The 23,613-nt window shown below is 67.1% G+C and carries 17 protein-coding genes and 1 tRNA gene; 7 read left to right on the forward strand and 11 right to left on the reverse strand.

Going from position 1 to position 23,613, the window contains the following annotated elements:
• Positions 1–320: 320 nt before the first annotated feature.
• From NOV74_RS09690 to NOV74_RS09730, 9 genes are all read right to left on the reverse strand, one after another.
• Positions 321–395 (reverse strand) — tRNA-Val (locus tag NOV74_RS09690).
• A gap of 66 nt (positions 396–461) precedes the next feature.
• Positions 462–620 (reverse strand): hypothetical protein, encoded by a 159-nt coding sequence (locus NOV74_RS09695; protein WP_257311615.1) that lies wholly within the window; start codon positions 618–620, stop codon positions 462–464.
• Positions 621–919: 299 nt separating this feature from the next.
• Positions 920–2,752, reverse strand: coding sequence for a glutamine--fructose-6-phosphate transaminase (isomerizing) (glmS, locus tag NOV74_RS09700; RefSeq protein WP_257311618.1), 1,833 nt, complete (start codon positions 2,750–2,752; stop codon positions 920–922).
• Between the two features lie 135 nt (positions 2,753–2,887).
• Entirely contained in the window at positions 2,888–3,781 is an 894-nt protein-coding gene (locus NOV74_RS09705; protein WP_257311620.1) for a FliA/WhiG family RNA polymerase sigma factor, read from the reverse strand.
• 8 nt (positions 3,782–3,789) lie between these two features.
• On the reverse strand, positions 3,790–4,647 hold the full coding sequence (locus tag NOV74_RS09710) for a MinD/ParA family protein (protein WP_257311623.1): 858 nt from the start codon (positions 4,645–4,647) through the stop codon (positions 3,790–3,792).
• Between the two features lie 209 nt (positions 4,648–4,856).
• Positions 4,857–5,240: a YraN family protein gene (locus NOV74_RS09715; RefSeq protein WP_257311626.1), complete on the reverse strand. Its 384-nt coding sequence runs from the start codon at positions 5,238–5,240 to the stop codon at positions 4,857–4,859.
• Positions 5,241–5,265: 25 nt separating this feature from the next.
• A complete protein-coding gene (locus NOV74_RS09720; protein WP_257311630.1) occupies positions 5,266–5,835 on the reverse strand; it encodes a hypothetical protein in 570 nt (189 codons plus the stop codon).
• 41 nt (positions 5,836–5,876) lie between these two features.
• Complete coding sequence (locus tag NOV74_RS09725) at positions 5,877–6,515, reverse strand: 3'-5' exonuclease (RefSeq protein WP_257311632.1); 639 nt, start codon at positions 6,513–6,515, stop codon at positions 5,877–5,879.
• Complete coding sequence (locus NOV74_RS09730) at positions 6,512–6,934, reverse strand: hypothetical protein (protein WP_257311635.1); 423 nt, start codon at positions 6,932–6,934, stop codon at positions 6,512–6,514. The genes NOV74_RS09725 and NOV74_RS09730 overlap by 4 nt, the downstream gene beginning before the upstream one ends.
• A gap of 226 nt (positions 6,935–7,160) precedes the next feature.
• Here NOV74_RS09730 and NOV74_RS09735 point away from each other — a divergent pair, with 226 nt between their 5' ends.
• The gene (locus NOV74_RS09735; protein WP_257311638.1) at positions 7,161–8,534 is read left to right on the forward strand and encodes a cytochrome c3 family protein; all 1,374 of its coding nucleotides are present in this window, start codon (positions 7,161–7,163) and stop codon (positions 8,532–8,534) included.
• Positions 8,535–8,703: 169 nt separating this feature from the next.
• Here NOV74_RS09735 and NOV74_RS09740 read toward each other — a convergent pair whose 3' ends face one another.
• Positions 8,704–10,857 (reverse strand): Ig-like domain-containing protein, encoded by a 2,154-nt coding sequence (locus NOV74_RS09740; protein WP_306672398.1) that lies wholly within the window; start codon positions 10,855–10,857, stop codon positions 8,704–8,706.
• A gap of 143 nt (positions 10,858–11,000) precedes the next feature.
• Between NOV74_RS09740 and pdxR the strand changes: the two genes are divergently transcribed.
• The 6 genes from pdxR (at position 11,001) to NOV74_RS09770 (ending at position 20,909) form a co-directional block, all read left to right on the forward strand.
• On the forward strand, positions 11,001–12,506 hold the full coding sequence (gene pdxR, locus NOV74_RS09745) for a MocR-like pyridoxine biosynthesis transcription factor PdxR (protein ID WP_257311641.1): 1,506 nt from the start codon (positions 11,001–11,003) through the stop codon (positions 12,504–12,506).
• Positions 12,503–15,559, forward strand: coding sequence for a serine/threonine-protein kinase (locus tag NOV74_RS09750; protein ID WP_257311644.1), 3,057 nt, complete (start codon positions 12,503–12,505; stop codon positions 15,557–15,559). Before pdxR ends, NOV74_RS09750 begins: the two co-directional genes overlap by 4 nt.
• A gap of 315 nt (positions 15,560–15,874) precedes the next feature.
• Positions 15,875–17,248, forward strand: a complete 1,374-nt coding sequence (locus NOV74_RS09755) for a hypothetical protein (protein WP_257311647.1) — start codon at positions 15,875–15,877, stop codon at positions 17,246–17,248.
• A 45-nt stretch (positions 17,249–17,293) separates the two neighbouring features.
• Entirely contained in the window at positions 17,294–17,809 is a 516-nt protein-coding gene (locus NOV74_RS09760; protein ID WP_257311650.1) for a hypothetical protein, read from the forward strand.
• 15 nt (positions 17,810–17,824) lie between these two features.
• Positions 17,825–19,210 carry a hypothetical protein gene (locus NOV74_RS09765; protein WP_257311652.1) on the forward strand — a complete coding sequence of 462 codons (1,386 nt, stop codon included), beginning with the start codon at positions 17,825–17,827 and terminating at the stop codon, positions 19,208–19,210.
• A gap of 169 nt (positions 19,211–19,379) precedes the next feature.
• Positions 19,380–20,909 (forward strand): hypothetical protein, encoded by a 1,530-nt coding sequence (locus tag NOV74_RS09770; protein WP_257311653.1) that lies wholly within the window; start codon positions 19,380–19,382, stop codon positions 20,907–20,909.
• Positions 20,910–20,918: 9 nt separating this feature from the next.
• Here the strand turns inward: NOV74_RS09770 and NOV74_RS09775 are convergent, their stop codons facing one another.
• Entirely contained in the window at positions 20,919–23,522 is a 2,604-nt protein-coding gene (locus tag NOV74_RS09775) for a valine--tRNA ligase (RefSeq protein ID WP_257311654.1), read from the reverse strand.
• Positions 23,523–23,613 lie beyond the last annotated feature (91 nt).

Below are 23,613 nucleotides of genomic sequence, written 5' to 3' on the forward strand. Positions count from 1 at the left end.
CAGCCTGCGTCCGGCTGGGCACGGGCCTGATCGCTTCCGGCGCTCCACTGGAGCGCCTCCAGCGGGCCCTACCTGCCCGCCGGACTTTCTCGGCGGTCCGAGACCGCCCGGTTGGAGATACAGAAAAGGCCGTAAATGCGGCCTTTGGCTGGTTGGCGCGGGCGGTCTCGAACCATGCGTCCGGCTGGGCACGGGCCTGATCGCTTCCGGCGCTCCACTGGAGCGCCTCCAGCGGGCCCTACCTGCCCGCCGGACTTTCTCGGCGGTCCGAGACCGCCCGATATTTGGACATGAAAAAGGCCGCAAATGCGGCCTTTGGCTGGTTGGCGCGGGCGGTCTCGAACCGCCGACCCCTACCGTGTCAAGGTAGTGCTCTACCCCTGAGCTACGCGCCAGCGCGAAGGTTCATTCTAGCGGAACAGGGGCTGATGTCGAGCCTCCAGGCGGGGTGGCGGGTCGTTTCAGCGATTCCAGTACCAGAGCAGCAGGGCGGCTAAGGTGCCGATGGCCACCAGGGCCCATTCACCGGCGTAGGGATGGTCCAGGGCGAACCGGGTCAGGGGCACCTGGGGATGAAAGTGGGGATGGCCATGAGGATGGGGATGGGCATGGGTGGTCATGGGAACCTCCAATCCTGAGGACCACGGTCCGACTCAAGCATGGGTCCCGTTTCCACTCGGCGCCAACACCTCACCCGGGCTCCCGGGCGGGTCAGTGGGGCGTGGCCGGCCAGAAGAGCCAGGCGAAGAGTGCCCCGACCAGGACCAGGAGCCAGTCCAGCGAGGGGTCGTGCGCAAAGTCGTGATGGCGGAGGAAGTGGGCAGCCATGGCAGCCTCCATCCGGGGACGACCGTCCAAGCCGAAGATAGGGCCTGCCCGGGGAGCCGCTGTGACTTTCCTGGAAAATCTGGAGGTCGGGTTATTCCACCGTCACCGACTTGGCCAGGTTGCGCGGCTGATCCACATCGCAGCCGCGCAGGACCGCGATGTGGTAGGCCAGCAGCTGGAGGGGCACGGCGTAGACGATGGGGGCCAGCCAGGGGTGGACGGCCGGCAGTTCCAGCACGTCCTCCGCGATGCCGGAGAGCCCCGTATCGCCTTCGGTCACCAGGGCCAGGATGCGGCCGTCACGGGCGGCGGCCTCCTGGAGGTTGCTGAGGGTCTTCTCGCGGTGGGCGTCCCGGGGCATGAGGGCCACCACGGGCAGGGTCTTGTCGATGAGGGCAATGGGGCCGTGCTTCATCTCGCCGGCCGGGTAGCCCTCGGCGTGGATGTACGAGATCTCCTTTAGCTTCAAGGCTCCTTCCAGAGCAATCGGATAGCAGGGCCCGCGGCCCAGGTAGAGGAAGTCCGTGGCGTCTTTCCACCGCTGAGCCCACTGGATGATCTGGGGCTCCAGGCTGTTGAGGCGTTCCAGGTGGGCGGGCAGCTCCCGCAGGCCCTGGAGCAACTCGGCCTTGAGCACGGGATTCACGCTGCCCTTGGCCTCGCCCAGCTTCAGGGCCAGCAAGGTCAGCACTGCCAGCTGGGTGGTGAAGGCCTTGGTGGAGGCGACGCCGATTTCCGGCCCGGCATGGGTCAGGATGGTGGCCTCGGCCTGCCGGGTGGCGGTGGAGCCCATGACATTGCACACGGCCAGGGTGCGGGCCCCGCGGGCGGCAGCTTCCTTCATGGCGGCCAGGGTGTCGGCGGTCTCGCCGCTCTGGGTGATGCCGATGAGCAGCGTGCCGGGCTGGATCACGGGTTCCCGGTAGCGGTACTCGCTGGCGTAATCGACTTCGACGGCCACGCGGCTCAGCTGCTCGATGAGGAACTTGCCCACGAGCCCCGAATGCCAGCTGGTGCCGCAGGCGACGATGTGGATGCGGTTGAGGTCTGCCAGCTCCTGGACGCTGAAGGGCAGATCCAACGGAATCGTTTCCCCATCCAGGGGCAGCCGGTTCAGCAGGGTGTTCGAGAGGGCCTGGGGCTGTTCGAAGATCTCCTTCTGCATGAAGTGCTTGTAGCCACCCTTTTCCGCGGCGATGGGATCGTAGGGGATGGTGTGGATTTGTCGCTGCACCTCGCTGCCGTCCAGGCGGAAGATGCGGGCGCCGTCGCGGGTCAACTCCACCAGATCGCCGTCCTCCAGGAAGATCACGCGGCGCGTGTGGGGCAGGAGAGGCACCACGTCCGAGGCCAGGAAGGTTTCGCCTTCGCCCAGACCCAGCACCAGCGGGGGTCCGCTGCGGGCCGCAAGGATGCGGTCCTTGTCCGCAGCCTGCAGGCACGCCAGGGCATAGATGCCCCGCATGCGGCCCACGGCCTCGCGGAAGGCGTCCAGAAAGGTCATGCCCCGCTTCATGAGGTGGGACACCATGACGGGGAAGCATTCCGTGTCGGTTTCAGAGCGGAAGGTCTCTCCCGCGGCTTTCAGTTCCGTGCGCAGTTCCAGGAAGTTCTCGAAGATGCCGTTATGCACGGCCACCACCATGCCGTCGCTGCTGCGGTGGGGATGGGCGTTCTCCTCCGTGGGCCGGCCGTGGGTGGCCCACCGGGTGTGGCCGATGCCGAGGGGCGTGGGATCCGCGAGATCAACCTTGCCCGCGAGGTTCGCCAGTTTGCCCGAGGCCCGGATGACGTGGAAGCCATCCTTGGGATCCGACAGGGCCACGCCCGCGCTGTCGTAGCCGCGGTATTCCAGACTCCTTAGGCCGTTCACCAGGATGCCTGCCGCGCCCTGCTGGCCGATGTAACCGACGATTCCGCACATGGGGGACTCCGATCCAACCATCCTGACCATAGCTGGCTAAGCCTGAGGTTCCAATGTGGTGGCCAGCACACGCTCTGAGGTGGGCCGGGCACCACAGGTGTGGCGCGAGGGACGCGGTCCCGGTACCGGGCCGGATCAGCCTCGGATCTGCTTCTCCAACAATTTGCTCCGGAGCTGCAGCATGGCCTTCGTGTGCAGCTGGGATACCCGGGACTCGGTGATGTTCAAGAGGATCCCGATCTCCTTCATGGTCAGCTCATCGAAATAATAGAGCTGGACGACGAACTTTTCCTTGTTGGGCCGCCCTTCGATGGCGGTGCGCAGGATGTCCTTGATCTCAGCGGTCTGGAAGATCTGATGGGCATCCTCGGCATCCGGATCCGGCACGAAGCTGATGAGACTCTCGCCCTCGCCGTCCTCGCCCACCTCCACGAAGGTGCCGATGGTGACGCCCTTGAGTTCATCCAGGTTCTTGTGCAGCTCGTCGAGGGGGATGTCCAGGTGGCGCGCCACCTCGTCGTCCGTGGCCGCCCGCCCCTTCTCCTGTTCGATGAGGTGATAGGCATTCTCGATGTCCTTCTTCTTACGCCGGAGGCTCCGGGGAACCCAGTCCAGCTCTCGCAGGCCGTCCAGAATGGCCCCCTTGATCCGGAGTTCGGCGTAGGTCTTGAACTTGATGTTGCGGGTGGGCTCGAACTTTTCGATGGCATCCATCAAACCCAGAATGCCGCTGTTGATGAGGTCATCCAGCTCCACATGGGCGGGCAGACGCGAGGCGATGCGGTGGGCCACGAATTTCACCAGGGGCACGTAGTCCTTGATGATCTGTTCGCGATTATTCCGGTCGAAGGGCTCCGGCGGCTCGGCACTGCCTTCGCTGGAGGCGGTGGCCGCTTCCTTGGCCTGAGTGCTGGCCGCGAGCAGGGCCGCCCAGGGCCGGAGAGCGGCCGGAGCCGCCGCGATGGCACGGGCCACTTCGTCATCGTTCGACTGACCGGTACTGACGGGCTGGTCTGGAGTCGGGACCATTCGGGTTCCTAGGGCGCGGGTAGTCTCCAGAATGCCCCAAAGTCCTCCGGCTGCAAGGAAGCTTGGCCAAGCAGTTGCTGAACGACGGCCCCGAAGGCTTGGGCGGCAGGACTGTCGGGGAAGAGCTCCACCACCCCCCGCTGCTGGCGCACGGCTTGAAGAATATGGGGGTCGTTGGGGATCATGCCCAGGACTTTGAGTGTTTTGCCGAGGAAGCGTTCGGTGGCCTCCTGGAGCTGATCGATGGTCTCCCGGGCCTCCTCGGCACTCTGGCCGTTGTTCACCAGCAGCCACAGCGGTTTGGATGGTTCCCGCAGGTGCAGCACCTTGACCATGGCGTAGGCGTCCACCAGGCTCGTGGGTTCGGGCGTGGCCACGAGGATGACTTCCTGGGCGGCCAAGAGGAGCTTGAGGACCGATTCGTGGATGCCTGCAGCGGTGTCGATCAACAGCCAATCCACCGTCTCAGCCACCCTCTGGAGGCCCTGGACCAGGCGCAGTTCACTCATGGTGTCGAGCCGGGTCAGCTCCTGGATGCCGCTGCTAGCGGGCAGAATCTGCACGCCATTGGGGCCCTCCAGCAGGATCTCCTCCAGAACCTTCTCACCGCGAAGGACTTGCTCAAGCGTGTATTTGGGAGAGAGGCCCAACAGGATGTCCATGTTGGCCAGGCCGAAATTCGCATCCATGACCACCACCCGCTGCCCCTGCCGGGCCAGGGTCATGGCCAAACCAGCCGTAACGTTGGTCTTGCCCACCCCTCCCTTGCCGGAGGTGATGGCCACGACCCGGGCGGCGAACAAAGGGGCCGCCGCCCCCTGATCCAGGGGCCGGCTATGGAGCCGGGGAGCCGTGTCGTTGTTCATTTCGACGCCTCCACCAGCCCCGCCGCGGATCCATGAGCGGCGGTACCACCCCGCCTGGTTTGGCGGGCCCATGATGGCCATAGACAGTCCTGGAAGGTCAACATACCGACACCCGCCGGGTGCGGGGCGAGGCTTGTGCCAAGCGGGCCGTCAGCCTCGGCACTCGTCCGGAAGTTCGTCGATATGAGTTGATCGCCGGTAGCTGGTCGCTAATCCCGAATCACCTTCAGTCCGTCCCAGCGTTCTGGCGGATGGAATTTCCAGCGCCAGCCGGCCCAGCTCACGCGCTGGAAACTGACCTGGCCAGGCCAGGGGACCCGGTCCAGCCAGCTCCGGAGGGCCCGCTGGAGTCGGAGCCGCTGCTCCGGTTCCAAAGCGATGTCGGCCCCGACCCAGGCCCCGGGGCGCCGGGCCTTCACCTCCAGGAGGCGCAGTTCCGGCCCCCGGCTCAGGAGGAGGTCCAGTTCGTACCGGCCCACCTTCAGCCGCCAGGCCACCAGGTCCCAGCCCCGGGCCCACAACAGCCAGAGTGTCAGCCGCTCGACCCGCAGCCCCAGGCGTCGGGCAGCTTCACCGCGTCTAGATAGCGACATGGGGTTGGATCATTTTCCGCATGGATTACTCATCCCGTCGGGGCAGCAGCAGGCTGCGCTGGACGCGCTCGAGGTTGCCGTGGAGCCGGACGATCTTCCAGGCCAGGATCATGGCATAACCAAGCCATACCCAGAGGATGCGCGGATCCACCGGAGTGCGCTTGAGGACCTCCGTGCCCAGGTCGAGACGTAGGCCTTGGAGGAACCAGGTCACTGCTCCGAAGGCGATGATGAGGTGACCCCAGCGGATCCAGAAGGGCCGCAGTCCCTCCTTCACCTTCCAACGCAGGAGCAGCCAACGGTCAAAGCGATCGCTCTTCTCCTCAGCGAAATGCAGGGCCAGCAGCTGGTCCACGAGGGGGGCGTAGCGATGGACCTTCAGCTCCTGGATCTCCTCGTCACCATTCACCTTGCGCAGGAAGGCGCTGCGGATCTTTCCGATGCACTCCTCCCAGGGGGCCTCTTCCCGATGGATGGCCAGGTGCAGGCGCACCAGCCCCACCCAAAGCAGGGCCTGGGCCAGCAGCACGGCCCACAGGGACCAGCCCTGCCAGCCCTGGGTGCGGACGAGATCGAGAAAGCGGGTGAGATCCATGGGGGTAGCTTACGACAGGAGACACCAGGCTCCAGCCTGCTTCAAACCTTGTTCCAGGACACCTCGCCGGCCGCGAGGAAGGCTTCGCCGTCCATGCCCTTCTCCTCGGCGCGCTGCAGGAGGTGCTGGAGGGCCTCGGCAGTGGCTTCGGCATCCTGGAGGGCCCGGTGAGCCCGGGTATTGGTGATGCCGAGGAAAGTGCAAAGCTCGGCCAGGCTCCGTCGAGGCAACTCGGGGATGAACTTCTTGGCCAGCAGGCGGGTGCAAATGAGGCGATGGCGGCGCCAGACACCCTCCGGCAACCAGGCTTTGAGGAAGCTGCCGTCATAGGGTGCGTGGTGGGCCACCCAGATGCGGCCTTCCAGTTTCGGCACCAGCTTCAGGGCTACCTGCTCCCAGGAGGGGGCGCCCGCCAGCATGGGGAGGCTGATTCCCGTCAAGCGCTGGATCTCTTCGGGCAGGAAGCCTTGGATGGCCGCCAGGCTCGACCAGCGGTCCTCCACCACGGGGCCCGCAAGGCGCACCATGCCCACTTCGGTGATTTCCGAGGGCTGGATGAACCGCCCTTCCTTGTCCCACCGGGCCTTGGGGCTCCCCCCCGTGGTCTCCAGGTCCAGCACCGCGAAGCGCAGCTCCCGCAACGCAGGGGAGCTGGTTTCGAGGAGAGGTTCCTGGGTCATGCGCTGACCAGGGTCTTCAGACCGTCCCTGAAGAGCACATCCACCTTCTTGCCCATGCGTCGCTGCACGCGGCCGAGGCCGAAGCTGGGATGGTCCATCCAGGCTCCCTCCTCCCATGTCTCCGCCACCGAGTAACGCCGGGCCTGGGCACCGCCCTGCTCCCGGGCAAGGGCCTCCTGGAACTGGGAAAACAGTGAGCCGGGCCGCGGGCCGCCGGCCTTCGCCGCGGAGGGGATCCGGGGGACACGGGGCAGGGGCTCGGGCTTGGCCGCGCGGAACTTGTGCACGGATCGGCAGTTCCCGCAGATCAGCCGGTCAGGCACACCGTTGGTCACAGTCAGGACCTGATGGCGGGTCTCGCCGCCGCAACGCCCGCAGGGCGCATCCACATCCTGGCCTGCATAGTAGGTCTTCGTCATGACTCAAGACTAGCACCCGGGAAGCGGGACAGAACGAATGGGGCCGGGCCGGTAGGTCCAAGGTGCTAGAGCTGCTTCCATAGTTGTAACTATATAATAATATGTGATTTAAGTCATATGGCGCAACCATGACACAGATCGTACCGTCGGTCATATCGGCGTCCGTGGCTTCTTCGTTTCCTGGGCGTCCATCCCCATCACGCTCCACCCCTTCCTGGGAGGACCCATGACTCGGACTGCCTTCAAGACCTTCGCCGGCGCCGTGTCCGCCCTGGCGCTCGCAGGCCTCATCGCCGCCTGCGGCGGCTCGAAACCGGACGCCCCGGCGACTTCCACCGCGTTGAATCCGGAACAGCGGGTCCTGCCCAACCGGACCGGTTCCTCCGGATACGTGGTGCTGGCCTGGAACGACCTCGGCATGCACTGTCTGAACCCCAGCTACGACGCCGCGGTGATCCTGCCCCCCTACAACACCGTGCAGGCCCAGGTGGTGAAGCGGGGCAATCCGCCCCAGCCCGTCACCTCGGGTGTCACCGTGAGCTACCGGATCCTCAACAACACCAAGTCCTCGACCAAGGGGAGTTTCGGGCAGTTCTGGGCGAACATGCAGAAGCTGTTCGGCGTGTCCCTTCCCGTGGACAAGGGCCTCAATCTCGACGATCCGTCCGTGAACAATGGCCTCTCCGGGACCATGTTGGCCAAGGGTGACCACTTCCTGGCCTCGGGCATCCCGTTGACGCCCATCGATGACAAGGGCGTGTGGAACCCGTATCAGGTGGGCGAGATTACGGTGAAGGACGCCAGTGGCAAGGTGGTGGCCCAGACCACGACCACGGTGCCCACCTCGGACGAGATCAGTTGCTCGAAGTGCCACGGCAGCGACGCCCTGAACGAGGTGCTCCGGAAGCATGACGCGGCCCACGGCACTCAGCTCTTCGCGAACAAGCCCGTCCTGTGCGCCAGCTGCCACGGCAGTCCGGCCCTCGGCACGTCGGGCCCGGGATCCTCGGGGATGTACCTCTCGCAGGCCGTGCATGGCTTCCACGCCACCCGAGGCGCCGCCTGCTACGACTGCCATCCCGGCGCCACCACCAAGTGCAACCGGAGCCTGGCCCACACCGCGGCCGACGGGAACTGCACGACCTGCCACGGAGACATGGCCAACGTGGCAAACACCATCAAGAGTGGCGCCCGGGTGCCGTGGGCCAACGAACCCAAGTGCGTGACCTGCCACAGCGGCGTCGCCGAGGTGGACACGGGTTCCGCGCTCTACCGGAATGCGCGGGGCCACGGCAACCTCTACTGCTCCGCCTGCCACGGCAGCCCCCACGCGATGGTGCCCACCTCCCAGGCCTCGGACAATGCACAGGCCATCCAGTACCAGGGCAAGGCCAAGGCCATCGCCAGCTGCGCCGCCTGCCACAGTTCCAACCAGGGCGGAGGCTTCAGCGAGTTCGCCCACAAGCACACTTCCGCGGGTGACAACCAGGCTTCTGCCTGCAACGTCTGCCACACGGGATTCCAGGATGTCACTCAACAGGCCAAGTGGCCCCACCAGTTCCAGTGGAAGGCACGCGGGGGCTCGGGCGGCGGCGACTGAACCATTTCCCGGCCACCGAGTAGCGCCGGGCCTGGGTACCGCCCTGCTCCAGGGCAAGGGCTTCATGGAAGGTCTTCACCGTCATCGTTTCAGGTGAGCAGGCCCGAAGTAGTCCAGATGTAAAGGAAGGCGGGGGCCGCGGGGCCCCCGCCTTCATCCGATCCAGCGTTTACTGTTTCGTATGGTCCAGTAGGCCGGTATTCATGAAGTCGAATCCATCGTTCCTGCTGCGGAGCACATTGATGTAAGGGAAACTGACATCCGTGTGCACATGGATCCCGGGCGCCATGACCGCTTGGTAGATCAGCGTCCGCTTATCGACGCCGTAGTAGTTGGTGACGTGGCTCGTGCAGTTGAAGATGATCTGGTTTGACGTGTTGGAGAAGCTGCCCACATGGACGGCCTCCACCAAGCCGTAGGGGCCACTGGTGGCGCCGAAATCCATGGCCAGGAAGTAGGAGAAAGTACCGTCGGCATTGAAGGTGTATTGCGCCGACGCATTGGAGTAGTCCACGGGATTGGGCACGCCGACGAAGAGCCATCGGCCGACCAGCGCGGCGTCGAAGGGCTGATTGACGGTGACGGTGCAGGTGGCGGAGAGGGCGCCCTTGGTGGCGGTGATGAGGGCCGTACCTCTCCAGACAGCGGTGACAAGGCCTGCGGCATTCACCGTGGCCACATCCGGGGCATTGGAGGTCCAGGTGACCTGGGCATCATAGGGGGTCACGGTGGATCCGTCCGAGAAGCGGCCCGTGGCGGTGATGTCCATGGTCTGCCCCGCGGTCCCCGTTGCGGACGTGGGGTTCAAGGTGATGGATGTGAGGGTTGGTGCCGTGGCGCTCACAGTGATGGCGGCCGTGCGCGACACGTCGTTCAAGCTCGCGGTGATGGTGGCCGTTCCTGCGGCGACTCCGGTCACCACACCACCGGCGTTCACGGTGGCCACTGTCGGTGCCGAACTCGTCCAAGTCAGGTAGGAGTCGTAGGGGACCGTGCTGGTGCCGTTGGACCAGTTCACGGTTGAGGTGATGTCCACAGTTTGGCCGACGTTCAGCGCGGCGCTGGTGGGATCCAGCGAGATGGAGACCACCGTGGGGCCGGCGTTGACGGTGATGGCCGCTGTGCCGGAAACCCCCGAGGCACTGGCTGTGATGGTGGCTGTGCCCGCGGACTGGGCCGTCACCACCCCGATGGAATCCACCGTGGCCACGGCTGGGGCGCTGGAGGTCCAGGTCACCCGCGTGTCATAGGGGGAGTCGGTGGTGCCGTTCGAGAGGTGCCCGGTTGCTCCAATGTCCACGGTTTGCCCGATGTTCAGGGCACTGCTGATGGGGTTGAGGCTGATGGAGGTGAGGGTGGGACTGGAGGAACTCACGGTGATGGCGGCCGTGGTGTTGCGGCCGTTGGCGGAGGCCGTGAGGATGGCGGATCCGGCGCCGACAGCCGTGACCACGCCCGCCGAATTCACGATGGCGACACCGGGGGTGTTGGTGGACCAGGTCACGTTGGCGTCGTAGGGCGTGGTGATGGTGCCGTTGGACCAGTTGGCGGTGGCGGTGAAATCCGCCGTCTGTCCCACATTCAGCGTCACGCCCGCAGCGGGGTTGAGGGTGATGGAGGTAAGGGTGGGACTGGAGGAACTCACGGTGATGGCAGCCGTGGTGTTGAGGCCATTGGCGCTGGCCGTGAGGGTGGTGGATCCGGCGGCGACGGCTGTGACAACGCCCGCCGAATTCACCGTGGCCACGCTGGCAAGGTTGGTGGTCCAGGTGACGCTGGAATCGTAAGGGACCGTACTGGTGCCGTTGGACCAATTGGCGGTGGCGGTGAAATCCGCCGTCTGCCCCACGTTCAGGGTCACGCCTGCGGCGGGGGAGAGGGTGATGGAGGTAAGGACCGCGGAGGAGGCATTGACGGTCACGACGGCGGAACCCTGGATGGTGCCCTTGGTCGCGGTGATGGTGGCGGTCCCGGCCGCCACTCCGCTCACCAGGCCGCTGGCGGACACGGAAGCCGTCCCCGGGGCGCTGGAGGTCCAGGTCACCGAGCTGTCGTAGGGCGTGACCGTGGTGCCATCGGAAAAGTGGCCTGTGGCCTGGAGATCTGCCGAGGCGCCCACATTGAGGGTGGGCCCCGAGGGAGCGAGGGTGATAGAGGTCAAAGTCGCCGTGGCTGTTGGCGGAGGCGACGACGGGGCGGAACTGCCTCCGCCACTTCCGCCGCAGGCCAGCATCAGGACGGCCGCAAGGCAGGCACCCATGGCCCGGAGGGGCCGGTTCCGGCGCAGCGCGGGCGATGGGGAGTGGGCGTGCATGTCGGGCATGGTGACCTCCAGAGAATCGCCTTCAGGCTGGCCACGACCTTGAAGGGCTGGCAGGGCCACTTTGGTGATAGGGGGTGGGCCACCCCCTGGGGGGCCGGGCCCAGGTCCGATACTCCAGGTCCCAACAACATTCCTTTGGTCGGGTGGATCCCGTAGACTGGAAGCCCCTCCCGGAGCCAGCCCTGAGCGCACGGACGCCCACCGTCTTTCTCGATCCCCAGAGCCGGGAGCCGGTCTATCTCCAGATCGCGCACTCCCTCATGCAGGAGATCCACCGGGGCCGCCTCCACCCCGGGGATCCCCTGCCCGGGTACCGGACCCTCGGCGAACGGCTGGGTGTCAGCCGCAACACCGTGATGGCGGCCTATCGGGAATTGCAGGCCGAGGGTTGGGTCGTCTCCACCCCGGGAGAGGGCAGCCTCGTGGCTCCTGATCCGCCGACCCGGATGCATGGGCAGTCTCCGACCACTGGTGGGGGCTCCGAGGGGACCATCATGGGGTTCGATCTGGCTTCGGGGCTGCACGAAGCGGCGCCCAAGGGAGCTCCCGGCCTCCTGAAGGTGGGGAGTGGCCTGCCGGATCCCCGCCTCCTCCCTGGCGCGGAACTGGCCCGGGCCTACCGGCGGGCCCTGGTCCTGAACCGCCAGCAGAACCTCGAGCTGGAGGATCCGCAGGGGCATCCCATGCTCCGCCAGTCGCTGGCCCGGATGCTGGGCGAGTCCCGGGGCATCGCCGCCTCGCCCGAGAACATCCTCGTCACCCGGGGCAGCCAGATGGCCCTCTTCCTGGTGGGCCAGGCGCTGCTTTCTGCGGGAGAGGCCGTGGCGGTCGAGGCTCTGGGTCACCCGGGAGTCTGGGAAGCCTTCGCCCGGGCTGGCGCGCGCTGCCTGCCCGTTCCCGTGGACGCGGAAGGCATGCGCGTCGGGGCCCTGGCCCAGCTGGCGGAATCCGAGCGGCTGCGGGCCGTCTACGTCACGCCGCTGCGCCAGTACCCCACCCTGGTGCCCCTTACCAGTGACCGGCGCCACCGGCTGATGGCCCTGGCCCAGTCCCACCGGTTCGCCATCATCGAGAACGACCAGGACAGCGAGTTCCTGTTCGAAGGTCGGCCCCGGGCTCCCCTGGCGGCCGAGGACCGCTCCGGGGTGGTCATCCACGTCGGCACCCTCAGCAAGATCTTCAGCCCCAACCTCCGCTTGGGTTACGTGCATGGACCAGCCCCCCTCATCGCCCGCATGCGCGCCCTGCGGCAGGCCCTGGACCGCCAGGGGGACATGGTGCTGGAGCGGGCCTTCGCCGAGCTGCTCGACGATGGCGCCATCCACCGCCACCTCAATCGCATGCAGCTGGCCTACCGGACCCGCCGTGATGTCCTCTGCCGGGCGTTGGAGCGGGCCCTGGGCGATAGCCTGAGCTTCCAGGTACCGGAGGGCGGTCTGGCCCTGTGGGCCCAGGTGGCGGAGGGCGTGGATGTGGACCGCTGGGCCGCCCGCGCCCTGGAGCATGGCGTCGCCTTCCAGCCCGGTCGCCGCTTCGCGTTCGATGGCAGCGCCGTCCAGGGCCTGCGCCTGGGGTTCTCCAACTACCCTGAATCGGATCTGGAGGAAGTCGCCATCCGCATGCGCGCCGCGTTGGGCGAAACACGATGAGCCTGCTGCTGAGTTCCCTGGATGGCCGGATCACCCTGAAGGGCGTCCTGGGCGTCGGCGGCATGGGCGAGGTCCACCGGGCCTGGGACGCAGGGCTGGAGCGCCCGGTGGCGGTGAAGTTCGTCCGGAGCCAGGATCCGCAGGAGGCCGATCGCCTCCTGCTGGAGGCGCGCCTCCAAGCCCGCGTGGAGCACCCGAACGTGGTTCGCGTGCACGACACGGGCACCCTGGAGAGACGTCCCTGCATCCTCCTTCAGCTGGTGGAGGGACGGACCTTCGCGGACCTCCGCGCCAATGGGGATTGGCGGGTCGAGGTCGCCCTCGCTGCCCAGGCGGCCCGGGGCCTGGGGGCAGCCCACCGGATGGGTCTTGTCCACCGTGATGTGAAGCCGGCCAACATCCTCGTGGAGGACACCGAGGAGGGCCCCCAGGCCCGCCTGACGGATTTCGGCCTGGCGCGGGATGAAGAGGGCGGCCTTACCCGCTCGGGCCTGCTGATGGGCACGGTGGATTTCATGGCCCCGGAGCAAGTGTCGGGCGCCGCCCCGGTGGATTTCCGGGCCGACATCTACGGCCTCGGCGCCACCCTCTATGCCATCCTGGCTGGCCGCCCGCCGTTCCGGAATCCGGTCGGATCCACGGCGAAGGCGCCGAGCACCCTGGACCTCCATGGGTCTACCGCCGCGGGGGACCTGCATCCGGGCGACCTGTTGCGCCGGGTGCTGGAGAAGGACCCGCTTCCGCTCACCGCAGCGGTCACGGGCCTGCCGAGGGACCTGGCCACGGTCGTGGCCAAGGCCATGGAGAAGGCGCCGGAACGGCGCTATGCCACCGCCGAGGCGCTGGCAGACGACCTGGAGCGGGTGCTGAAGGGCCAGGCCATCCTGGCCCGGCCCATGGGGTGGCTGGAACGCGGCCTGCGCTGGTCCAAACGCAACCCTGCGGCCGCGAAAGCCCTTGGCGCGAGTCTCACGGTGATGCTCGCCACGGGCGCCTTCGCCACCTGGAACAGCCGCCGCAGCACCCTGGCCGCCCTTGAGGCGGCCCAGATGGGAGGGGAGGCCAAGGCCCTGGAGCTGCGCATGGGCATGGCCCACCTGGCCCCGGCCCACGACATCCGGCCAGTGAAAGCGGAGCTTCGACTGGCACTCGCCCGATTGCAGGCGCGCAAGGGGGCCGCCGAGGCCCCATCTGCCTATGCGCAGGGGCGCATCCACCTGATTCTTGAGGAACTGGAGCCGGCTCGGGTGTCCCTGGAACGCGCGTGGGTTCTGGGGTTCAGGGGTCCCGATCTGGAAGAAGCCATGGCGACCGTCTACAGCCAACTCTACGAGCAGGCCCGCCAGGAGGCGGAGGGGCTGAAGGAACCGGCCTACCGGACACGGCGGCTGGCGGAAGCGGATCTCCGTTTTCACCAGCCGGCCCTTCGTCACTTCCAGGGGGCTGGATCAGATCGGGTCCTGCAGGCGCGGCTCGCCATGTTGGAGCAGCACGACGAGAGGGCGCGCGATCTCGCCCAGGCTGCTCGCCGGGCCGACCCGGAACGAGCGGAAGCAGGTCTGATCGAAGCGCAAGCCTGGATGAACCTCATGGTGAAGGCCTATGACCTTCAGCATTTTGAAGAAAGTGAGCGCTGCGCACGGGAGGGGCTGGCCATCACGCAGGCACTGGCCCGGGTGGTGCGAAGCGACCCTGCGGTGCATCACCTGGCGGGCCGATTTCACGCCTTCCTCACAAGTCTGGCCCAACGACGGGGCCTGCCCCTGAGTGCCGATGCCGAGGCGGGTTTTCGGGAGGTGGAACTCGCCCTGAGCCTGGATGCCGATTCGTCTAAGCCCTGGTTGAACAGGGCCCTGATTCTGGCGAACCTCAGCCGGGCCCCGAAGGCGCCCGGGGATCCCTCCCGATTGGACTACTGCCTGGCCGGAGTGGAGGCCTGTCGGACGGCGGCCCGCCTGGCACCTGATTCAGCCCGGCCGCTCGCCCGCTTTGCCTACGCGCTCTACGACCTCGGAGGTGCTCAGGAGGATGTGGGACAGGACCCGGGTCCCGCCCTTCGGGAGGGGCGCGCCGTGGCGCTCCGCCTGGACGCGATGGAACCCTGGGACCCTTCGGGGTTGAGATGGGCCTTCGCCTGTTCCGAAACGGAGGCCCGCATTCTTCTGGACCACCAACGGGATGCCTCTGAACCCCTCGCCATGACCCAGTCCCTGGCGGAGCAGATGCAGGGCAAACCTGGGGTCACTGCAGCCAACCTCCAGGAGAATGTCAAAAACCTGGAATTGCTCCTGGCCCTGGATGCCCAGGCCAGGGGCAAGGACCCCGAGGCGCATTTCCACCGTTCCTACGAAGCAAGTGAGGCACTGCGACGCCTTGAGCCTGACCAGACGAATCCGGTGTTCTTCACTGGCTGGACTGCGATCCGTTGGATGGAAGGGCGGATCCTCCTTGGACGACCAGTGGAGGATGTACTGGACCGTGCCCTACCGGTGGTGGTGGCTGCCCATGAACGCTGGCCGAAGGAACCTCAGTTGATGATCCATCTTGCCAAGATCCTCGGCTTTGGTGTCAGGGCCTCTCTGGACCTCCCCCAAGGCGTTGATGCCGGCAGGCTCCGGGCGGCAAGGGTGGCACTCAAGGCGGCCCGGGCACAGATCACGCCCACCGAATCGGCCGACCTAGAAGGCTGGTTGGCTCTCGCCGCCTCGGCGTCGCCTGGGCCAGGACGGCAGGCGGAGGCCAAGGCGGCCCTGGCTTACTTCACCTCCGCGCTTCATCGCCATCCCACCGACCTGGGCGTGATCGAAGGCCTGGTGAGAGCCCAATGCGGCCTGGGAAGGCCCTCTTCGGCGCTGCGCCTCCTTGAGTCCATGGAACCGGCCCTTGCCAAGAAGCCAGAGATCCAATGCCTGAAGGTTCGGACCCTGCGTGCCCTCGGGCGTCACGCAGAAGCGGATTGCCTCGCCACAGAGGCTCGGGTGGTCCACCCGGTATTCGCCCAGCACGTGGCCCTGTCCTTGGGGCCTCGTCTGGCCACCACCCCCGCCCCATGATCGACCTCCGCCGCCACACCCTCCAGCTGGGGTGACGGACCCTCCAGCGGCTGCAACAGCCGGGTGAAGCCTAGCCCTTTCCCTGGTCCTGCAGGTGCCTGATGCGGACGCCCGCCGTCCATTCAGCGGGAGTTCCCGGGACCATGATGTTTCAAGCGATGGGAAACACCTCCGTTCCCAGCATCCCGCTTTCAAACAAAGGCATGGGCCCCCTTGGCCGATCCCGGGAAGAGGTGGCCCAGCCCCTTTCTGCAAAGCGTGCCTGGGCTGGACCGGAGGGGGGCGCCAACCTGGGCCAACCTCTCTGGAGCCCCCATGGCCGCCCATCCCGTTCCTCGCCTCCTCGCGCTGGCCCTGTCGGCCGCACTCGTCCTGGGATGGCTCACCGCCTGCGGCGGGGGTAGCGGGAGTGGCGGGAGTGCCGCCGCCCCGCCACCGCCCACGGCGAAGGCCTGGGGCGTGGCCGCGCTCATCGAGACCGACAATGCTGGCCCAGCCTATCTCCCGCAGGTCGCCATGGATGGCAGCGGCAATGCCCTGGCGGTATGGCAGCAGCACGATGGCATGCGCTTCAACCTGTGGTCCAACCGCTATACGGCCGGTGCTGGTTGGGGGGTGGCCACCCTCATCGAGACCGACAACGTGAGCGATGCCTCCGACCCCCAGATCGCCGTCAACGCCAGCGGCAATGCCCTAGCGGTATGGGCTCAGCACGACGGCACGCACCGCAACATCGTGGCCAATCGCTACACGGTCGGCACCGGCTGGGGCACCGCCGTGCTCATCGAGACCGACAACGCCGGCAACGCCAACCAGCCCCAAGTCGTCATGGACGCCAACGGCAATGGCTTGGCGGTATGGACTCAGGATGACGGCACGTACCAGACCGTCATGGCCAACCGCTACACAGCGGGCAACGGCTGGGGCACCGCCGCGACCCTCGAGAACGGCATCGTGGGGGATGCGTTCGAACCCAGGATCGCCATCGGCGCCAATGGCAACGCCCTGGCCGTGTGGGTCCAGTCCGACGGCACGCGCCTCAATGTCTGGGCCAATCGTTACACCGGCGGTTCCGGCTGGGGCACGGCAGGGCTGATCGAAACCGACAACGTGGGAGATGCTTACAGCCCCCGGATCGCCATCGATGCCAACGGCTATGGCCAGGCGGTGTGGTGCCAGTACGATGGCACGCGCTTCAACATCGTGACCAACCGCTATATCGTCGGCAGTGGCTGGGGCACGGCGACCATCATCGCAGGGGTGGGCAACGGCGGGACCGCCTCCCAGATCGCCTTCGACCCCAGCGGCAATGCCCTGGCCGTGTGGAGCCAATCGGACGCGGGGCGCTCCAGCATCTGGTCCAGTCGCTACATTGTAGGCACCGGTTGGGGCACAGCGGCGCTCATCGAAACCGACAATGCGGGTGATGCCGGTAGCCCCAAGATCGCCTTCGACGCCAGCGGCAATGCCCTGGCGGTGTGGGGTCAATCGGACGGCACGCGCATCAACATCTGGACCAACCGCTACACCGCCGGCAGCGGCTGGGGCACGGCCGCACTCCTCGAGACCGACAACGCGGGTGACGCCAATGAGCCCCAGATCGCCGCCGGCATCAACGGCCAGGCGCTGGCGGTGTGGTACCAGTCCGACGGCACACGCAGCAATATCTGGTCGAACCGCTTTCAGTAAGTCGCAGCTGAGCCAATTCCACCCTCCTTTCCTCCTGGAGTTCCCATGTTCAAACCGCTCGCCATCGCCATCCTGCTGGTTGCCTCACCGACCTGGGCCCCGGCCCAGCCAGTGACACACCTGGGCGTTCCCGCCGCCAATCTCATAGCTGTGGATATCAGCACGCGCTCGGATCTTTCCACCGGCACGGTGACGACGGATGTGGGAACCCTTGAAAATGGGGTCTGGGTCTGGCAGTTCGGGGTGAAAGGCTTCGAAGTCCCCAAGGGCCGGACGCTCATCGTCACCGATGCCCAGGCCTGGGTGCTCCACGAGCCGGGGACCGGCACGCCGGCCTCCCTCGAACTGATGCTGGAGCACCCCTCGGCCGGCTATTCCGGCAGCATGGCCCTCTTCACCTTCGCGGACATCCCCGCCGACGCCATGGGGGTGAAGCGCCAGACCTGGACCAGCGGTTTCATGGTGCCTGAGGGCATGAGCGTGAAGATCTGGGCCCAGCAGTTCTATCCCAAGAGCCTGATGTCCATGGCCCGCATCATCCTGCATGGCTACTACCTCTGAGTGGGTGAGGGATCCATGCGCCAGAATCTGATCGCCGGTACGCTGCTCTGCCTCCTCGCCGCTTGTGGCAGAGGCGGCGATGCCACAACCCAGACCCCGGCCCCTCCACCGGCCCCGGCCTGGCAGGCGCCCGTGGAACTCGCCAATTCCAGCTACATGGGCGGCGCCCTGCTGGCGGGGGACGGGAAGGGCGCCGTTCTCGCCGCCTGGATGCGGACGGGCGTCGACGCCGGGGGCACGCCCTACTGGGAGCAGGTGGCGGCCCGACTGCGCGCCGACGGCACCTGGGAGCCTCCCCAGACGCTGGATGGGGCCAGCGGCATCAACGGCCTCCAGTTCCCCGTGGCGGCCCTGGATGCCCAGGGGAAGGGTCTCATCGCGTGGTTCGACGCCGTGCCCCGCAGCACCACCACGCGCCTCCAGACGGTGCCGGTGGACCTGGGCTCGCCCACGCCCTTCGGCGCGCGGGCCACCGCCCTGACGGTGGATCTGAAGGCCCCCACGAACCTCCACCTGGCCACCGGCGCCGATGGCAGCGCCCTCGCGGCCTGGTCGGGCCTCCGCATGGACCCCACGCTGGGGGTGGACTTCCCCACCGTCCAGGCGGCCCGCCTCGAGGCGGGCGGGGCCTGGGGCACCCCCCAGTCCCATCACCTGAACATGTACTCGAGCCAATTCCTCCACGACCTGGCGGGCGATGGCCGAGGGGCCTACACGCTCGACTTCTCCACGGGCGACGATGCCTCGGTGGAGAACGAGGCGGTGGATTACGCCATGGGCGCCAACACCCCGGTCGGCATCGCGGGGTGGGGCCCGCTCTCCCAGCAGACCCTTCCCACTGGCCATCCTTCCGTCTGGTCCCTGGATGCGGAGGGCCGCCTGGAGACCTGGCTTCTCTATGGCGTGGCCAGCGAGGGGGATGCCCAGCGCCAGGCCTGGCCCCGCAGCCGCGCCACATCGGGCGCCTGGACCGTGGGGGACAAGGTGAGCCTGCCCCTGCCCGCCCGCAGCCTGGTCGCCTTCCGTGCGACCGGCGACACAGGCTGGATGGCTGGGCTGGGATCCGAGGGCCTCTGGGTGGCGCCCCTGTCCGGCGCGGCGCCCGGCACACCCCGGACTCTCCTGCCGATGTCCACCACGACCGAAGTCATGGTGGGAACCCGGGACGCCTCGGGCCGCCCAGTCCTCTTGTGGATCCAGCGCGGAGCGGGCGGTGTCCATGAAGGCGTCGGCTTCTCTCGGTGGGATGGCGCCGCCTGGACGGCTCCGGCGCTTCTTCCCGGAACGGCCGGGAAGACCATCCAAAGCCTATTCGCCGTGCCAGGCCCCAGGGGCCTCCTGGCCGGGTGGGTGGAGGTGGGCGATCGCGTCCTCCTGTTCCGCACCGCGCTCTGGAAGTGAAGGCAGCGGGGTGGCCCAGCCCCTTTCCTGGAAGTGTGCCTGGGGCGGTCCGCAGTCGGGCCGCACGCTGGGCCATTCCCCGAGGTTTGTGAAGAGAGATCCCATGGCCCTCCGATCCCTCCGCATGGCCCTCCTTTCCACCACGATCCGACCTCCCCAGGAGCCCCGAGTGATCCGATCTGTGCCAGTGTCCCTCCGCCTGTGCTTGGCCAGCGCGGCCCTCGCTCTCGTCCTTGCCTGTGGGGGCGGTTCCGGCTCCAGCACACCACCGCCTGCCAGCATCACCGGCCCCCGCTTGACCACGCCACCCTCAGCCCAGGCGGGCTACCGGGGGGATGTGGTGACCTTCCGGGTGGCGGCGGAAGGAACGGGCAACAGCTACCAATGGTTCCGGAACGGCACCGCCATCGCCGGGGCCGCCACCGATTCCTACGCCCTGCCGGTCCAGGCGGTGGATGACCAGGCCCGGTTCAGCGTGCGGGTCACGGCTTCTACCGGCGGAGCCACCACCAGCCCCGACGCCCTGCTGGATGTGCTCTACGCGGACCCGGCCGTGGTGGCGGGCCATGACCATGCCCTGGCGATCACCACCAAGGGGCGCGTGTTCGCCTGGGGCGTGGGGGGCAACGGCCAGCTGGGCCTTGGGGACTACCAGGCCCGCATGGCGCCGGTGACCGTGCCTCTGCCCGGCCCTGCCGTGCAGGTGGCGGCGGGCTGGGGACATTCCCTGGCCCTGCTGGCCGACGGCCGCGTCTTCTCCTGGGGGAACAACACCTCAGGCCAGCTCGGGAACGGCACCACGACCATGAGCAACAGTCCGGCAGAGGTGCCGGGGCTGGCCAGCGTCGTCTACATCACCTGCGGGTACAACCACAATCTTGCTGCCAAAGCAGACCAGTCCGTCTGGATGTGGGGTTACAACTCTCACGGCCAGCTGGGCCAAGGGGACAAGACCAACCGCCTGAGCCCGGTCTCGATTCCGGTTGCCGCCTCCCAGCTGGCTGATGTGGCCCTGGGTGAGCTGCACACGCTGCTGGTGGACACCTCCAACAACCTCTATGGCTTTGGTGACAACGGCTACGGCCAGCTGGGCCTGCCCTACTCGCCCACGGCCGAATACCTGACCATCACCCAGCTCCAGAGCGGGGGCGTGAAGGCGGCCCGGGCTTTCTCGCTGTATTCCGTCCTCCTCGGCACGGATGGCCTGCCCTACGGCAGTGGCGAGAACGGCTATGGCCAGCTGGGGGATGGCAGCCAGGTGACCCGGTATGGCTGGGTGCGCATGAGCACGGCGGGCCTGCCCTCCGGCACCGCCCTCGACAGGGTCGTGCCGGGGCAGTACCACACGCTCTTCCTGGGCGGGCAGGGAGCCGTCGCCTCGGTGGGCTACAACTGGTACGGCCAGCTGGGGCTCGGGTCCGCCACGACCACATCCGCCACCGCCTCCCAGGCCATCGCCGGGCTCACGGCCATCCAGGCGAGCTCGGGCTACTGCTCCTCCTATGCCCTGCTGCCGGATCTTTCGGTCAAGGCCTGGGGCTACAACAACAATGGGCGGCTGGGCGACGGCACCGCCACCGACCGCCCCTCGCCCACGACGATCCCCGGCCTCTTCCTGGGGCCCATCCCCACGGGGGTCACGCCACCCGCACCGGTGCCGCCCGGCGGCCTGGGGAAGAAGGGACTGGCCGATAGCTGAAGGGTCCGTCTATTGGAGCAGCGCCTTCACCTGGGTGAGGCGCTGCTCCTTTTCTTCGGCCTGGCCGCGCAGCTTGGCCACGGCGGCCTCGGGGGCCTTGGTGACGAAGCTGTCGTCGGCAAGGCGGGCACGGAGGGGTTCCAGTTCCTTCTCCAGCTTGGCCAGTTCCTTCTCCAGCTTGGCCTTCTCGGCGACAGGATCCTTGAGGCCCGCCAGTTCCAGGGCCACGGCGCCACCCGCCACCACGGCTACCGTGCGGGTGGGCGAGGCGAGGTCATCCTTCGAGAAGGTGACCGACTCCAACCGGGCGATGGACTTCAGAGCCTCGGTGAAGGGCTCCAGCTCCGTGATGGAGCAGAAGGCGGGCACCCGCTTGGCGGGGTCCACGCCCTGCTCGGCCTTGAGGCGCAGGAGGGCCGAGAGCACCTCCTGGAACCGGGGGATGATCGTGGGGTCGCCGCCCTGGACGCGGAGGATCGCATCGTCCATCGGCCAGCTTCTCAGAGCCAGCAAAGCCGGCTCTGAGCCCGGCAATCGCGAGGCGATGACCGCTTCGTGGATCTCTTCGGTGAGGAAGGGCACGAAGGGATGGAGAGCCCGCAGCAGGATGTCGAGGAAGTGCAGGATGGCGGCCTTCTGCGCCTGGGTGCCGCTCTGGAGCTGAACCTTGGCCAGCTCGATGTAGGTGGCACAGAAATCGTCGTAGACCAGGTGGTAGAGCAGGTCCGCGGCCTCGTGGAAGCGGAACTCCTCCAGGGCCCTGGTGGTGGCTTCGAGGCCCTCGCGCAGGCGGCCGATCATCCAGAACTCAGCTTCGCCGAAGGCCGGCTCCGTCTCTAGCGTGATGGACTCGTCGAGGTTCATCTGGACGAACCGGGAGGCGTTCCAGAGCTTGTTGCAGAAATTGCGGCTGGCCTCGAGGCGGGCGGGGCTCATGGCGATGTCGGTGCCCGGCGCAGCCATGATGGCGAGCGCGAAGCGGAGGGCGTCCGTGCCGAACTCCTCCATCACCTCGAGGGGATCGATGACATTGCCCTTAGTCTTCGACATCTTCTGACCGCTGGCGTCGCGCACGAGGCTGTTGAAGTAGACCTTGCGGAAGGGCACATCGCCCATCCAGGTGAGGCCGGCCATGGCCATGCGTGCCACCCAGAAGAACAGGATGTCGTAGCCCGTGATGAGCACGCTGGTGGGGTAGTAGCGCTTGAGATCCTCGGTCTGGTCGGGCCAGCCGAACACGCTGAAGGGCCACAGGGCCGAAGAAAACCACGTATCCAACGTATCGGGGTCCTGAATCAGTTTTTCGGCTCCGCAGGCGCAGCATGCGGAGGGCGCCTCCATCTCCACATGGAGCTTCCCGCACGACGCGCAGGTCCACGCGGGGATGCGGTGGCCCCAGACCAGCTGACGGCTGATGCACCAGTCCTGGATGTTGGTGAGCCAGTGCTCCCACACAGCGGCGTGGTGCGAGGGCGTGAACTGGATGCGCCCGTCGCGAACAGCCTCCAGGGCCTGGCCGGCGGCGTCCTTCACGTCCATGAACCACTGCTCGCTGACGAGCGGTTCCAGCACGGCGCCACTGCGGTCGCTGAGGCTGATCTTGTGGACGTAGTCCTCCACCTTCACGAGGAAGCCCTGTTCCTCGAGGTCGGCCACCACGCGCTTGCGGGCCTCGAAGCGGTCCAGGCCCGCGTAGGCGCCGGCGGCGGCGGTCATCTTCGCGTCAAAGCCGATGATGGTGATGGACTCCAGTTTCAGGCGCTGGCCGGCGGCGAAGTCGTTGGGGTCATGGGCCGGCGTCACCTTCACGCAGCCGGTGCCGAAGGCGGGATCCACGAAGCTGTCGGCCACCACAGGGATCTGGCGGCCCGTGAGCGGGTGGTCCATGAGCTTGCCGATCATGCCCTGGTAGCGCTCGTCGTCCGGGTGCACGGCCACGGCGGTATCACCCAGCATGGTCTCGGGGCGCGTGGTAGCGACCACCACATTCCCGCTGCCGTCCGCCAGGGGGTAGCGCAGGTACCAGAGCTTGCCCTTGCGCTCCTCGTATTTCACTTCCAGGTCGCTCAGCGCCGTCTGGAGGGCGGGATCCCACTGGATCATGCGAGGGCCGCGGTAGATGCGGCCGGCCTTGTAGCTCTCCACGAAGACTTTGCGCACGGCCTTGTTGAGGGCCGGATCCAGCGTGAAACGGTTGCGGGTCCAGTCCACGGAGCAGCCCAGGCGCTTGAGCTGGTGCTCGATGGCGCCCTGGTTCTTCTCCTTCCACTCCCAGATGCGCTGCTCGAAGGCATCGCGGCCCAGCTTGTGGCGGTCCGTGCCTTCGGCCTTGAGCTGGCGTTCCACCATCATCTGCGTGGCGATGCCAGCGTGATCGGTGCCCGGAACCCACAGCGCGTCGTAGCCCTGGGCCCGCTTGAAGCGCGTCAGCACGTCGTGCAGCGTGTTCACCAGGGCATGGCCCATGTGCAGGTTGCCGGTGATGTTCGGCGGCGGGATGACGATGGACCAGGGCTCCTTGGCACTTTCCGGCGCCGCCTCGAAGGCGCGGGATTCCTCCCACACCGAGTACCAGCGCGTCTGCGCCGTTCTGAAGTCGAAAGCCTTGTCCATCTCTCGCATTGCCATCCTTGCCTTGCCTTTCCCGACTCCAAATCGGCTTTGCCGTTTTGGAGTGATATGAACGGAACTGCATCTGGAGCGG

The organism is Geothrix fuzhouensis (assembly GCF_024609325.1).
Taxonomy (GTDB): Bacteria; Acidobacteriota; Holophagae; order Holophagales; family Holophagaceae; genus Geothrix; species Geothrix fuzhouensis.